This window comes from Arthrobacter yangruifuii, from assembly GCF_009192775.1.
Classification (GTDB): Bacteria; Actinomycetota; Actinomycetes; order Actinomycetales; family Micrococcaceae; genus Arthrobacter_B; species Arthrobacter_B yangruifuii.
In genome coordinates, this window is the sequence record NZ_VTFX01000002.1 from 88,717 (window position 1) to 102,256 (window position 13,540).

Here is a 13,540-nt window from a genome sequence, read left to right on the forward strand (position 1 = left end):
ATGATTACCCATAAATCCGTTACCTCCCCGATAGGAATGCTCACCCTCACGGCCCTGGACGGTGTCCTGGCCTCGGTCCGGCTCGGGCCGCCGCCCGCATCCGCCGGGGGAGGGCCGCCGTACGGGCTGGCGGCGGAGGATGGCTTTGAAGATGTCGAGCGGCAGCTGTCGGAGTACTTTGAGGGCACACGGTGCTGCTTCACCGTGGACACCAACCCGCTGGGCACCGAATTCCAGCGCAGGGTATGGGAGCAGGTCGCCTGCATCGGCTACGGCCGGACAGCGAGCTACAAGGAACTGGCGGTCCGGCTCGGGGATGCGGCCAAGGCCCGGAGCGTGGGTGCCGCGCTGGCCCACAACCCTCTGAACCTGATCGTTCCCACCCACCGCGTGGTCGGATCCAGGGGCGCCCTCACCGGATACTCAGGCGGGGTCGATGCCAAGCGGTACCTGATCGAGCTGGAGCGGGCACCACAGACGGAGCAGCTGCGGCGGACCTGCCTGCCCGCCGACAGCGTGCCTGCTTGAACGGCAGCCACAAAGAGAGAACAGTGAAGAGGTGACATCAAAAGCAACAGGTACCCACTGGCCGGCGGAATTCCGATCCGCCCTCGAAGGGTTTTGCCGGTATTTGACGGCGGAGCGCGGCCGGTCTGAACATACGGTCCGCGCCTACGAGTCGGATGTGTCCAAACTGCTCGACTACGCCGCGGCCTCGGGTGCCGGCTCCCTCCAGGACCTGGACCTGGGTGTCCTGCGCGGCTGGCTGGGGGAACTGAGCTCGGGCGGACAGGCCCGCGCCACCCTGGCCCGCCGTGCGGCAACAGCCCGCAGCTTCAGTAACTGGGCGCTGCGTGAAGAGCTGATCAGCGAGAATCCGGCCCTGCGGCTCAAGGCACCCAAGAAGGAAAAGACGCTTCCCGGCGTGCTGCGCAGCAGCCAGCTGAATGAGCTGTTCAAAACCCTGGAAGCAGCTGCCGCCGAGGGTGACCCCGTGGCCCTGCGGAACCGTGCCATGGTGGAACTGCTCTACGCCACGGGCATCCGGGTGGGGGAGCTCACCGGCCTGGACGTTGATGATCTCGACCCGGACCGCAGGACCCTGACCGTGCTGGGCAAAGGCAACAAGGAACGCACGGTGCCGTACGGACTGCCGGCTGCACTCGCGGTGGATGACTGGCTGCGCCGCGGCCGCCCCGGTCTGGCCACAGGGGACAGCGGCCCCGCGTTGTTCCTCGGCAGGCGGGGCGGAAGGGTTAACCAGCGCCAGGTCCGCAGCGTCGTGGCCGGGCTTCTGGACACCGTGCCGGACACCGCTGCCACCGGACCGCATGCGCTCCGCCATTCCGCGGCGACCCACCTGCTCGACGGCGGAGCCGACCTGCGTGCCGTTCAGGAAATCCTGGGCCACTCGTCCTTGGCTACCACTCAGCTCTACACACACGTGTCCGTGGACAGGCTGCGCCAAAGCTACAGCCAGGCGCACCCGCGGGCATAACCTCCCGCCGCGGAACACCGGCCCTCCGGACGGCCACTCCCCGTCGAAGCACCGCAAAAGGCTACATTGGCGCATCCGGGCAACTTGCGGCACAATGAGGGTCAGCGGACACATACGGCGCACAATCCGTCCATACAGCAAGGTCGTTGGGGAAGACGTACCTACAGCTATGGAGGATGGAATGTCTGTTGTGATGGCGCGAGGCGTACTGTTTGTGCACTCTGCCCCTTCCGCGTTGTGCCCCCATATCGAGTGGGCCATCGAATCCGTCGTGGAAAAGCGAACGGATTTTCAATGGAGCCCGCAGCCGGCCGCGCCCGGAATGGTACGGGCCGAAATTGCCTGGACCGGGCCGCAGGGCACGGGTTCCCTGCTCGCCTCCGCCCTTCGCGGCTGGGCACACCTCCGGTACGAGGTGACGGAGGACCAGAGTCCCGGAGCTGACGGCAGCCGCTGGGCCCATACCCCCGAGCTGGGCATCTTCCATGCGGCCACGGACGTGCACGGCAACATCATGATCTCCGAGAACCGCATCCGTTACGCATACGAGAACGGAGCGGGCGATCCCTCCGCTGTCTACCATGAACTCTCGCTGGCTCTGGGCGAGGCCTGGGATGACGAACTCGAACCGTTCCGGCACGCCGCACAGGGCGCTCCGGTGCGGTGGCTTCACCAGGTCGGCTAGATAAGAAAACTCCGTAGCAACGCATAAGGCGTCCGGTTCCCGCGGGAACCGGACGCCTTATGCGTTGCAGGGGCAACTGTCAGACGCTGCGCAGTACGGCGACGGCGTTGTGCCCGCCGAAGCCGAAGGAGTTGCTGAGCGCCACAATATCGCCGCCGCGCAGCTGGCGGCTGGAAGTCACCACGTCCAGTGGGATCTCCGGATCTTGATTCTCCAGGTTGATGGTTGCCGGAGCCTGCCGCTCGTACACCGCCAGGGCGGTAAGGACGGCCTCGACTGCGCCGGAGGCACCCAGGAGGTGGCCCATCTGCGACTTCGTGGCGGACACGGCAACCCCGTCGAGGGCCGTGCCAAGCGCCGCCTTGAGCGCGGTGTATTCCGGCTTGTCGCCCACGGGCGTGGACGTTGCATGCGCGTTCACATGGACCACGTCCTCCGCCTGCGCCCGGGCATCGGAGAGCGCGCCCTTCAGTGCCCGGGTGGCGCCCAGGCCCTCGGGGTCGGGGGCGGTGATGTGGAAGGCGTCGGCAGTGACCGCTGTTCCTGCGAGCTCGGCGTAGATCCGCGCTCCGCGGGCAAGGGCATGCTCTTCGCTTTCGAGCACCAGTGCGCCGGCGCCCTCGCCCATGACGAATCCGTCGCGGTCACGGTCATAGGGCCGGGAAGCGTGTTCCGGTTCGTCGTTGCGCCGGGACAGGGCCTGCATGGAGGAGAACGAGGCCAGCGGCATCGGGTGGATGCAGGCTTCCGCTCCGCCGGCGACCACGATGTCGGCCTTGCCGGAGCGGATCATGTCCAGGCCCTGATGCAGGGCTTCGGTTCCGGAGGCGCAGGCGGACACGGCAGTGTGGGCGCCGGCACGCGCACCGAGGTCCAGGCTGACAGCGGCAGCCGGCCCGTTGGGCATCAACATCGGTACGGTCATGGGCAGCACGCGCCGGGGCCCCTTTTCGCGCAGGGTGTCCCAGGCATCAAGCAGGGTCCAGATGCCGCCGATGCCGGTGGCGAAAGCAACACCGAGGCGGTCCTTGTCAATGTCGCCGTCCAGTCCCGAGTCTGCCCACGCTTCACGGGCAGCGACGACGGCGAACTGCGTGGAGGGATCCATCCGCTTGGCTTCGACGCGGGAAAGGACGTCGGTGGCCGGGGTGGAGGCCCGCGCAGCGAAGGTTACGGGGAGGGAGTACTTCTGCACCCACTCGTCTTCGAGCGTGCGGACGCCGGAGACGCCCTGGAGTGCGTTCTTCCACATGGTGGGAACGTCCCCGCCGATCGGCGTGGTCGCGCCAAGGCCTGTGATGACTACTTTGCGGGCCATGATTCACTCTCTTGAAGCAGTTGCGGGTGCAGGTTCCGGCAGAGCCGGGCGGCCGCCGCCGGGCAGCGGCCGCCGTGGGGTTATGCCTGGGCGTTGGAGATGAAGTCCACGGCGTCGCCGACGGTCTTCAGGTTCTTGACCTCTTCGTCCGGGATGCGCACGCCGAACTTCTCTTCGGCGTTGACGACGATGGTCATCATGGAAATGGAGTCGATGTCCAGGTCATCGGTGAAGGACTTGTCCAGCTCGACGGCTTCGGGGGCCAGGCCGGTCTCTTCATTGACGATCTCGGCGAGGCCGGCCAGGATTTCTTCGTTGCTAGCCATGGTGGCTCCTTTTCTTGTAGTGCCGGTGCGGGGACCGGTCGGTTTTCCAACCGCCGAAGCGGTGTGGTTTGGGGGCTGCGCCGGTCCGGACGGACCTGCACAACGGTGGTGCAGCTAGGGGAGGACAACAACCTGGGCGCCGAAGACCAGGCCCGCGCCGAATCCGATCTGCAGCGACAGCTTGCCGCTCAGTTCCGGGTGTTCCTTCAGCAGGCGGTAGGTGGCCAGCGGGATGGACGCGGCGGAGGTGTTGCCGGCGTCGGCAATGTCCCGGGCGATGATCACGGACTCGGGCAGTTTCAGCTGCTTGGCCATTTCGTCGATGATGCGCATGTTCGCCTGGTGCGGGACAAAGGCCGAAAGGTCCTCGGCCGTAATGCCGGCAGCATCGAGCGCCTGCTGGGCCGCCTTGGCCATTTCCCATACCGCCCAGCGGAAAACGGTCTGGCCGTCCTGGCGAAGGGTGGGCCAGAGCTTGGTCTCCCGGGCGGAGAGATCAGCGGCGTCCAGACCGCCGTCGGCCTCCGCGGCGAGGGAGAGTTCCCGGACGTCCAGCATGGAGTGGGTCATGCCGATCGCCCCGGACTTGCTGCCGTCCGATCCCCAGACCGACGGGGCGATGCCGGGGGTGTCGGACGGGCCGACGACGACGGCGCCGGCGCCGTCGCCGAGCAGGAAGGAGATGGTGCGTTCGGTGTTGTCGATGATGTCGGAGAGCTTCTCCACTCCGATCACCAGCACGTACTGGGCGGCACCGGAGCGGACCAGGGCGTCTGCCTGGGCAATGCCGTAGCAGTACCCGGCACAGGCGGCCGAAACGTCGTAGGCGGGCGCCGGGGTGGCCCCGAGCCGTTCGGTGATCTGGGTGGCCGCCGACGGCGTGGCATAGGGGTGGGTCACGGTGGAGACGATGACTGCGCCCAGCTGCGAGCCCTTAATGCCTGCGTTCTCCAGGGCTTCACGGCCGGCTGCCTCCGCCATGTCGATGACCGATGTGCCCTTGTCCGCACGGTGCCGGGTAATGATGCCGGTGCGCTTGCGGATCCACTCGTCGGAGGAATCGATCCACTGGCAGACATCGTCGTTGCTGACAATGACGTCGGGACGGAATGCGCCGATGCCGTGGATGCGGCTGAACTCGTTGACGGGCGACTGCTTCAGGGTGGGCGTGCTCACGCGTTACCTTCTCCGGTTGGTGCTGCTGCGGAATGCTCGCGGATGAACTCCCGGGCAGCGGTTAGATCTTCTGGGGATTTCAGGGCCAGAGTCGGAACGCCCTTCATGCCGCGGCGGGCCAGTCCGGTGAGGGTGCCGGCCGGGGGCAGTTCCAGCAGGCCGGTGACGCCCATGGCCAGCATGTTCTCCATGCACAGGTCCCAGCGGACCGGGCGGGACACCTGGGCAATCAGGCTGTCCAGGTTCGCGTCGCCGGACACCACGGCGGCGCCGTCGCGGTTGGACAGCAGCGTGGCCAGTGGTGCCTGCGGCGTCAGGGACGGGCGGAGTTCTTCCAGGACGGTGACTGCGGGGGCCATGTGGGAAGTGTGGAAGGCGCCGGCGACCTTCAGCGGGATGACCCGGGCCTTGGCCGGCGGTGCTGCGGTGAGGACCTCAAGCTGGTTGTGCGTTCCGGCGGCAACGGTCTGCCCGCCGCCGTTCGCGTTGGCTGCCGTAAGTCCGGCCGCTTCCAGGACGGCGGCGACGTCGTCGGGATCCCCGCCAAGGATGGCGCTCATGCCGGTTGGCTCCACCGCTGCGGCCCGGGCCATGGCATTGGCCCGCTCCCGGACGAACACCAGGGCGTCCTTTTCGGGCAGCGCTCCGGCGATGGCCGAGGCAGTGATCTCACCGACGGAGTGGCCGGCCAGGACGGTGGAGGAAGTCAGTGCCGCGGGATCCAGCAGCAGACGGGCGGCCATCAGCCCCGCTGCCACAATCAGCGGCTGCGCCACGGCGGTGTCCTTGATGGTCTCCTCGTCGGAGACCGTGCCGTGGGCAATCAGGTCCAGGCCGGCGACGTCGCTGAGCGCTGAGAGGTGATCCCGCACACCGGGCAGTTCAAGCCACGGTGCGAGGAATCCTGGCGTTTGGGACCCCTGACCGGGGCAGACAATTGCAAGCACGTATACAGCTTTCCAAACATAGGGGGCGGGACCGGGTGTTTGCGTAGACCAAGCTCCCGGGACGGCTTTGTAGGAAGTCTACAAGCCGGGAAGGGTGCCGGGGGAGGGGTCAGAGGCGGGTGGCGGGCTTCTCCGCGGCCGCCTTTCCGGCCGGGGCCAGGCGTCCGACCACGAGGGCGGTCTGCAGGACAAAGGCTTCCCTCGGCAGCATCGGATCCCATCCGGTGACGTCGCAGACTCGGCGCAGGCGGTAGCGGACCGTGTTGGCGTGGACGAACAGTTCGCGTGCCGTGGCCTCGAGGGAGTGGCCGAGGGAAAGGTACGCGCTGAGCGTTTCGGCGAGGCCGTTGGAGGCGCCCAGCAGGGGCGTGTAGATGCTTTCCACCAGGGCCGTGCGGGCGGTGGCGTCACCGGACATGACCCGTTCGGGCCACAGGTCATCCGCAGCTACCGGACGCGGAGCAGCAGGCCAGGCACGGGCAGCGGTCAGGCCGGCGAACGCGGCCTGCGCGGAGGGTCCGGCCTCGACGAGCGAGGGTGCGGGCGGGCCGTACACCACCGGTCCCGGGCCGAAGAGTTCCGAAAGCCGCGTATAGGAAAAGGCCTTGTCTTCCAGGCCGCCGAGGACCAGGATCAGCCGTTCGCCCTGGATTCCCACGAGGGTGTCTTCCGCCAGCCGGCCGGTGGCCCGGCGCAGCTCGTTGACGAAGGTGGCATTGGCTTCGGCCGGCGAGCCGCCCACCATCACGGTCACCGGCGCGGTCGAGGTCCAGCCTACGGCGGCGATCCGGGAACGCAGCGCATCGGAGCTCTCCCCGCGCAGGATGGCATCCACCACCAGGGCTTCGAGCCGGGTGTCCCACGCGCCGCGGGTTTCGGCGGCACGGGCGTAGACGTCGGCGGCGGCGAAGGCCACTTCCCGGGAATAGCGGAGCACCGCTTCGCGGAGCTTGGACTGGACCTCGCTGCCGGCCAGTTCGGGTACCCTGTCCTCCACCACCTGGACCACTACGCGGATCAGCTGCAGGGCTTTCTGCAGGCTGATCGAGCGGGTGAGCTCGGTTGGTGCGGTCCCGAAGACGTCGCTGAGCACCCAGGCCGGGGATGCGGGACGCTGGTACCAGTTCACGAAGGACGAGATGCCCTTCTGGGCGACCATGCCCAGCGCTGAGCGCTCGTCCGGACGCAGCCCCCGGTACCAGGGCAGGGAAAGGTCAAGCTGCTGCAGGGTGGCGGTGGACAGCCTGCCGATATTTGCCTTCAGGCGCTCGACGGTGGGCTGGTCTGCTTCCGGCGGCGTTTCGGCAGCGGACGTAGGGGGACGCACTGACATAACTGCGAGCTTACGGCCTGCGCGGATGAACCGCTATTTTGTGTGAAGGCTACAAGAGCGCTAGTGGGCCCGAGGCGGCCGCGATACGGGCTTCCCTCGACGGGGCTTCGGAAACCCGCAGGTAATCCGGCACAAAAAAGGGAACCGCCACAGGTGTGACGGTTCCCTTTTTCGGTTCCCTCGGGAACGGAGCGGCGACGCTTAGGCGTCGCCCCCCGCGTTTCCGCTGGTTCCGGCGTTGACATCCAGCAGGTGGTACTTCTCGATTGCCTCCTTGGGGGCGTTCGCATCGACCTCACCGCGGCGGGCGAGCATCTCAAGTGCACGCACCACCATTGAGTGGCTGTCGATCTTGAAGTACCGGCGCGCTGCTGCACGGGTATCCGCGAAACCGAAGTCGTCGGCACCGAGGGTGGCGAATTCGTTCGGCAGGAACTGGCGGATCTGGTCCGGTACGGCCTTCATGTAGTCCGTGGACGCCACGATCGGACCGGTGGCCCCGGCCAGCTGCTGGGTCACGAAGGGCACCCGCGGCTCGGCACCGGGGTTGAGGAAGGCTTCCTCCTCGGCGGCGAGGCCGTCGCGGCGGAGTTCGTTCCAGGAGGTCACGGACCAGACATCAGCCGAAACACCCCAGTCCTCAGCCAGCAGCCTCTGGGCCTCCAGTGCCCACGGCACGGCAACGCCGGAGGCCAGCAGCTGCGTGCGGGGCCCGTCGATCTTCGCCGGCGCGAGCAGGTAGATGCCCTTGATGATGCCTTCCACGTCCAGGTCCTCGGGGGCCTTGGGCTGCTGGATCGGCTCGTTGTAGACCATGAGGTTGTAGATGACGTTGGGATCCTTGGAATCCGGGCCGTACATCTCCTCCAGCCCGTGCCGGACAATGTGCCCGATCTCGTAGCCGTACGCCGGATCGTAGGTCTTCACCGCAGGGTTGGTGGAGGCCAGGATCGGCGAGTGGCCGTCGGCGTGCTGCAGGCCTTCGCCGGTCAGCGTGGTGCGGCCGGCCGTAGCCGAGATCAGGAAACCGCGGGCCATCTGGTCGGTGGCCGCCCAGATGTAGTCGGCCGTGCGCTGGAAACCGAACATCGAGTAGAACACGTAGACCGGGATCAGCGGCTCGCCGTGGGTGGCGTAGGAGGTTCCGGCCGCGGTGAACGCCGCGATGGAGCCTGCCTCGTTGATACCCACATGCACAATCTGGCCCTGCGGGGACTCCTTGTAGGCCAGGACGAGGTCCCGGTCCACGGACAGGTAGTTCTGCCCCTTGGGGTTGTAGATCTTGGCCGTCGGGAAGAACGAGTCCATACCGAAGGTCCGAGCCTCGTCGGGGATGATCGGCACAATGCGCTTGCCGAATTCCTTGTCCCGCATGAGGTCCTTGAGCAGCCGGACGAAGGCCATGGTGGTGGCTGCCAACTGCTTGCCGGAGCCGCGGTTGGCTACTTCGTAGGCCTTTTCGTCCGGCAGATGCAGCGGTTCATGCTTCACCCGGCGTTCGGGCACGTTGCCGCCCAGTTCGCGCCGGCGTTCCAGCATGTACTTGATCTCGGGGGCGTCTGCTCCCGGGTTGTAGTACGGCGGCTGGTACGGGTCGGCCTCGAGCTGCTCGTCGCTGATCGGGATCCGCAGGTGGTCGCGGAAGGCCTTCAGGTCATCGAGGGTCAGCTTCTTCATCTGGTGGGTCGCGTTGCGGCCCTCGAAGTGCGTGCCCAGGCCGTAGCCCTTGACCGTGTGGGCAAGGATGACCGTCGGGGCACCCTTGAATTCCATGGCCGCCTTGTACGCGGCGTAGACCTTGCGGTAATCGTGGCCGCCGCGCTTGAGGTTCCAGATCTCCTCGTCGGTCAGGTTGGCAACCAGTTCCTTGGTCTCCGGGCTCTTGCCGAAGAAGTGCTCCCGGACGAACCCGCCGGACTCGGCCTTGTACGTCTGGTAATCGCCGTCGGGGGTGGAGTTCATGATGTCCACCAGCGTGCCGTCCTTGTCCCGCTGCAGGAGGTCATCCCACTCGCGGCCCCAGACGACCTTGATGACGTTCCAGCCGGCACCGCGGAAGAACGCTTCCAGCTCCTGCATGATCTTGCCGTTGCCGCGGACCGGTCCGTCCAGGCGCTGCAGGTTGCAGTTGACAACGAACGTGAGGTTGTCCAGCTTGTCGTTGGCGGCCAGCTGGAGCAGGCCGCGCGATTCCGGCTCGTCCATTTCGCCGTCGCCAAGGAACGCCCAGACATGCTGCTGTGAGGTGTCCTTCAGGCCGCGGTTCTGCAGGTAGCGGTTGGACTGTGCCTGGTAGATGGCGTTCATGGGGCCGATGCCCATGGACACCGTCGGGAACTCCCAGAAATCCGGCATGCTGCGCGGATGCGGGTAGGAGGAGAGGGCATGGCCCTCGCGGGACTTCTCCTGGCGGAAGCCGTCCATGTCCTCTTCGGACAGGCGGCCTTCAAGGAAGGCGCGGGCGTACATGCCGGGGGAGGCGTGACCCTGGAAGTAAATCTGGTCTCCGCCGCCCGGATGGTCCTTGCCCCGGAAGAAGTGGTTCATGCCCACCTCGTACAGGGTCGCCGCTCCGGCGTACGTCGATATGTGCCCGCCGACGCCGATTCCCGGGCGCTGGGCCCGGTGCACCATAATGGCGGCATTCCAGCGCAGCCAGGCCCGGTAGCGCCGTTCAATTTCCTCGTCGCCGGGGAATTCAGGTTCCTGATCAACCGGGATCGTATTGACGTAGTCGGTGGTAGTCACCATCGGCACGCCCACGCTCTGGGAACCGGCACGCTGGAGCAGCGAACGCATGATGTACTGCGCGCGTTCGGTGCCCTGCGAACGGATCAACTCATCAAGTGACTCGATCCATTCTGCGGTTTCCTCAGGATCACGGTCCGGTAGCTGGTTTGTTAACCCGCTCAGGATGTCCGTTGTGTCTTCTGCGGCCACGGCCAACCTCTCTCATGTACAGATTGTGTCTGTGACATTCTTATCGTGGGATCCGGCCGTTTTCCGCCGGATCTTCGCTTGCGCGCAGGCGCACCTAGGCGCCCAAACCTGCTTCGTTCCACTCTAGTCCCGAGCTGCCCCGGTTGCGTAGCCTGCCCGCGGGTCATCGCTGACGGCGTACAGCCCCGGAACCCTTGAAGCATGCGGGGTTTAGGTGTTTCGTTGACTCTGAGACCGCGCAGATCCGGCAAATGTGTGATTCCCTTGTATTCATGCAGTCAACCAGGAGGAGTGAAGTGAGCGAGGCCGAAGCCGTCACCGAGGAAAACGTGGCGAGCAGATTGGGTTTCAAGGACGGGGACCTGGTTCAGGAGTACGGCTACGACGAGGATGTGGATTTCGACTTCCGTGAGGACCTTGAGGACCTTATCGGCGGGGAGCTCCTCACTGAAGACGACCACGAGGTAGTGGACGGCGTGATCCTCTGGTGGCGTGCCGACGACGGCGACCTTGTCGATGCGCTGGTTGATTCGCTGACCACGCTCGACGACGGCGGCGTGGTCTGGGTCCTGACCCCGAAGTCCGGACGGGACGGCTACGTTCCTCCCGCCGACATCGAGGAAGCTGCCCCCACCGCGGGACTGCACGTCACGACATCGCCGGGCGTCACCGCGGACTGGGCCGCCACCCGCCTGGTGAGCCGACGCAAGAAGTGACTTCGCACCTGCCCACGGCAGGTGCTGCTGTTCCCGACTTCTGCCTCCCCAACCAGTTCGGGGAAGAGGTCCGGCTGGAAGGCCTGCGCGGCGCCGGCGTCGTGCTCGTCTTTTTCCCTTTTGCCTTCTCCCAGGTCTGCCGCGGTGAACTAGCGGAACTCCAGGCCGGGCGTTCCCTGTTTGAGGACGCGGGCGTCCGTCTGCTGGCGGTGTCCTGCGACTCGAAGTATGCCCTGCGGGCGTGGGCGGAGCAGGAAGGATTCGGCTTTGACCTGCTGTCCGATTTCTGGCCCCACGGTGACACCGCACGGGCCTACGGCGCCTTTGACGAGCACCGCGGGCTGGCGCAACGGGCCAGCTTCGTGATTGACGGGCAGGGAATCCTCCGTGCCTGCATCCGTTCCGGGCCGGGCGCCCCCCGCCCGCTCGAGCAGTACCGCACTGCTTTGGAGGAATTGTGAGCGAACAGCGCGACACACGGGACTCCCGCCCCGGGCTCGGCCTGACGGGATTCGCCAGCGGCCGGGCGCTGGCATCCGTTCCGGCACCCACGGAAACAGAGCTGCGGCTGCTTGAGCGCGCCGTGGCATATCTGGGCGGAAAGCGGCTGGCGCTGCTGACCGGGGCGGGGCTGAGTACGGACTCCGGCATTCCTGATTACCGCGGTCCCGACGCGCCGCCGCGCAACCCCCTGACCTATCAGCAGTTCGTCTCGGACCCCGCCCTCCGGCGCCGGTACTGGGCGCGCAACCACGTCGGCTGGCACCACCTGCGCCATGCCGTTCCCAACCCCGGCCACGCGGCAGCGGTGGAACTGGAACGGCGGGGACTGCTGTCCGGGCTGATCACCCAGAACGTTGACCGCCTGCACACGGACGCCGGCAGTGTCAGCGTTATTGACCTGCATGGACGCTACGACCGGGTGGTCTGCCTGAACTGCCGCACAGGGTTCACCCGGTCCGAGGTGGCCGCCCTGCTGCATGAACTGAACCCCGGCTACCTCGACCGCGTGCGCGAGGGCGGGGAGATCGCCCCCGACGCCGATGCCGAGATTACGGACACCGAGGACTTTGTGGTCGCGGACTGTCCGGTCTGCGGGGGGATGCTCAAGCCCGACTTCGTGTATTTCGGGGAGAATGTCCCCAAGGACCGCGTTGCCCGCGCCTATGCGGTGGTGGACGACGCCGGCGCCCTGCTGGTCGCCGGGTCCTCCCTCACCGTGATGAGCGGCCTGCGCTTTGTCCGCTACGCGGCCAAGGCCGGCAAACCCGTGGTCATCATCAACCGCGGCGCGACCCGGGGGGATCCGCTGGCCACCCTGAAGATCGATATGGGTGTGAGCACTGCCCTGACCTGGCTGGCGGAAAACCTTCCGGACCTGCCGGACGGAACCGCGGAAGGCTCCGATTAGGCATCGGTGGCGGTCTTGGGGTAACGTAGTTCCTCGTGATGCAGGGCCTGCAGGGAATTTCCGCGGCCGGCTCACACGGTAAGGGTCTTTAGCTCAGCTGGTAGAGCGCCACGTTTACACCGTGGATGTCATCGGTTCGATCCCGGTAGGACCCACCAAGAAAGCCGCCGTTATCTTCCCCACATGCGGGAGGTAACGGCGGCTCTTTTTCGTTTAAGCCAGTGGACCTCATCGGTGAGGAAACGGAACACGACGAACCGTACGAAGGGGTGTTCATGGCTGAGCTGACCAAGGCGCGGAAATCCGTCTGCACCGCGCTGGCCGGACTGCTCCTGCTGGGGGGCTGCGCCGGACCGGGGGCGGCACCGCGGACTGAAGAATCCGCAGCCCCGCCGGGCATCACGTCGGCCACGCCGGTCCCGGCGCCCGATCCGATGGCCGCGGAGCTTGACCGGATGGCTGCGGAGACCGGGAGGGACTTCTCCGTTGCGGTCTTGGACAACCGCACCGGCCGTTCCTGGAGCTACAACCCGGACGGCCGCTATCTGGAGGCCAGCCTGGTGAAGGTTCCGCTCCTGCTCACCCTCATCCGGCAGGCGACCGAGGAAGAGCGCAGCCTGACGGCGGAGGAAGAGAGCCTGGCGGCACTGATGATCGAGTACAGCGACAATGACGCCACCAGCGAGCTCTATAGCAGGCTGGGCGGCCGGACGGAGCTGAACCGCACCTATGAACTGATCGGCGTGAGCGACACGGAAGCCGGCGAAACCTGGGGAGCCAATGAAACCACGGCGGCGGACCAGGTGCTGATCGCCCGGACCGCAGCCCGGGGGGCCGACTGGCTGGATGCGGACCTGATGGAGTTTGCCGTCGGCCTGATGGAAAACGTCTGCCCGGAACAGAGCTGGGGGATCAGCGCAGGCGTTGCGGACTACGCAGCCGAAGTCGGGCTCAAGAACGGCTGGCTGCAGGACGACGACGCCGACTGGAACGTAGGCAGCGCCGGTTTTGTCCGCAGCGGTGACAGCGATTACAGCATTGTGGTGCTCAGCTCCCGGAATTCCACCCTCGGGGAGGGGATCGACGTCGTGGAAAGCGTCTCCTCAGCGGTCAACGGCTACCAAACCGAGGAGTGAGCTGCGCTCCTGTGTGGCGGCGGGGAACCGAAGAAGCATAGGCTGGAGCGTGAA

At 66.5% G+C, this 13,540-nt stretch carries 13 protein-coding genes and 1 tRNA gene; 8 read left to right on the forward strand and 6 right to left on the reverse strand.

What is annotated here, in order from left to right; genetic code table 11:
* The 3 genes from GD627_RS06445 to GD627_RS06455 all read left to right on the forward strand — a co-directional run bounded on the left by GD627_RS06445 (nucleotide 1) and on the right by GD627_RS06455 (nucleotide 2,183).
* Nucleotides 1–528, forward strand: coding sequence for a methylated-DNA--[protein]-cysteine S-methyltransferase (locus tag GD627_RS06445; RefSeq protein WP_152271852.1), 528 nt, complete (start codon nucleotides 1–3; stop codon nucleotides 526–528).
* Nucleotides 529–559: 31 nt separating this feature from the next.
* Nucleotides 560–1,498: a tyrosine recombinase XerC gene (locus tag GD627_RS06450; RefSeq protein ID WP_152271853.1), complete on the forward strand. Its 939-nt coding sequence runs from the start codon at nucleotides 560–562 to the stop codon at nucleotides 1,496–1,498.
* Nucleotides 1,499–1,679: 181 nt separating this feature from the next.
* Nucleotides 1,680–2,183: a DUF3145 domain-containing protein gene (locus GD627_RS06455; protein WP_146364373.1), complete on the forward strand. Its 504-nt coding sequence runs from the start codon at nucleotides 1,680–1,682 to the stop codon at nucleotides 2,181–2,183.
* Nucleotides 2,184–2,262: 79 nt separating this feature from the next.
* Here GD627_RS06455 and fabF read toward each other — a convergent pair whose 3' ends face one another.
* The 6 genes from fabF to aceE all read right to left on the reverse strand — a co-directional run bounded on the left by fabF (nucleotide 2,263) and on the right by aceE (nucleotide 10,229).
* Complete coding sequence (gene fabF, locus GD627_RS06460) at nucleotides 2,263–3,501, reverse strand: beta-ketoacyl-ACP synthase II (RefSeq protein ID WP_152271854.1); 1,239 nt, start codon at nucleotides 3,499–3,501, stop codon at nucleotides 2,263–2,265.
* A gap of 80 nt (nucleotides 3,502–3,581) precedes the next feature.
* Nucleotides 3,582–3,827, reverse strand: a complete 246-nt coding sequence (locus tag GD627_RS06465) for an acyl carrier protein (protein ID WP_055240832.1) — start codon at nucleotides 3,825–3,827, stop codon at nucleotides 3,582–3,584.
* A gap of 114 nt (nucleotides 3,828–3,941) precedes the next feature.
* A complete protein-coding gene (locus GD627_RS06470; RefSeq protein WP_152271855.1) occupies nucleotides 3,942–5,003 on the reverse strand; it encodes a beta-ketoacyl-ACP synthase III in 1,062 nt (353 codons plus the stop codon).
* The gene (locus GD627_RS06475) at nucleotides 5,000–5,950 is read right to left on the reverse strand and encodes an ACP S-malonyltransferase (RefSeq protein WP_152271856.1); all 951 of its coding nucleotides are present in this window, start codon (nucleotides 5,948–5,950) and stop codon (nucleotides 5,000–5,002) included. The genes GD627_RS06470 and GD627_RS06475 overlap by 4 nt, the downstream gene beginning before the upstream one ends.
* Before the next feature lie 109 nt (nucleotides 5,951–6,059).
* Nucleotides 6,060–7,283: a PucR family transcriptional regulator gene (locus tag GD627_RS06480; protein ID WP_146364365.1), complete on the reverse strand. Its 1,224-nt coding sequence runs from the start codon at nucleotides 7,281–7,283 to the stop codon at nucleotides 6,060–6,062.
* A 201-nt stretch (nucleotides 7,284–7,484) separates the two neighbouring features.
* Nucleotides 7,485–10,229, reverse strand: coding sequence for a pyruvate dehydrogenase (acetyl-transferring), homodimeric type (gene aceE / locus GD627_RS06485; RefSeq protein WP_146364363.1), 2,745 nt, complete (start codon nucleotides 10,227–10,229; stop codon nucleotides 7,485–7,487).
* Nucleotides 10,230–10,519: 290 nt separating this feature from the next.
* Here aceE and GD627_RS06490 point away from each other — a divergent pair, with 290 nt between their 5' ends.
* From GD627_RS06490 to GD627_RS06510, 5 genes are all read left to right on the forward strand, one after another.
* Entirely contained in the window at nucleotides 10,520–10,939 is a 420-nt protein-coding gene (locus GD627_RS06490; RefSeq protein ID WP_146364361.1) for a DUF3052 domain-containing protein, read from the forward strand.
* The gene (locus tag GD627_RS06495) at nucleotides 10,936–11,400 is read left to right on the forward strand and encodes a peroxiredoxin (RefSeq protein ID WP_246165365.1); all 465 of its coding nucleotides are present in this window, start codon (nucleotides 10,936–10,938) and stop codon (nucleotides 11,398–11,400) included. Before GD627_RS06490 ends, GD627_RS06495 begins: the two co-directional genes overlap by 4 nt.
* Entirely contained in the window at nucleotides 11,397–12,350 is a 954-nt protein-coding gene (locus tag GD627_RS06500; RefSeq protein WP_246165366.1) for an NAD-dependent protein deacetylase, read from the forward strand. Before GD627_RS06495 ends, GD627_RS06500 begins: the two co-directional genes overlap by 4 nt.
* An 82-nt stretch (nucleotides 12,351–12,432) precedes the next feature.
* Nucleotides 12,433–12,508: transfer RNA gene (locus tag GD627_RS06505), tRNA-Val, on the forward strand.
* A gap of 63 nt (nucleotides 12,509–12,571) precedes the next feature.
* Nucleotides 12,572–13,486 carry a serine hydrolase gene (locus GD627_RS06510; RefSeq protein WP_152271857.1) on the forward strand — a complete coding sequence of 305 codons (915 nt, stop codon included), beginning with the start codon at nucleotides 12,572–12,574 and terminating at the stop codon, nucleotides 13,484–13,486.
* Nucleotides 13,487–13,540: the final 54 nt, after the last annotated feature.

Coding starts and splice junctions, on each gene's coding strand:
- GD627_RS06445 (WP_152271852.1), top strand. CDS start 1: ATGATTACCCATAAATCCGTTACCTCCCCGATAGGAATGCTCACCCTC.
- GD627_RS06465 (WP_055240832.1), bottom strand. CDS start 3,827: ATGGCTAGCAACGAAGAAATCCTGGCCGGCCTCGCCGAGATCGTCAAT.
- fabF (WP_152271854.1), bottom strand. CDS start 3,501: ATGGCCCGCAAAGTAGTCATCACAGGCCTTGGCGCGACCACGCCGATC.
- GD627_RS06480 (WP_146364365.1), bottom strand. CDS start 7,283: ATGTCAGTGCGTCCCCCTACGTCCGCTGCCGAAACGCCGCCGGAAGCA.
- GD627_RS06455 (WP_146364373.1), top strand. CDS start 1,680: ATGTCTGTTGTGATGGCGCGAGGCGTACTGTTTGTGCACTCTGCCCCT.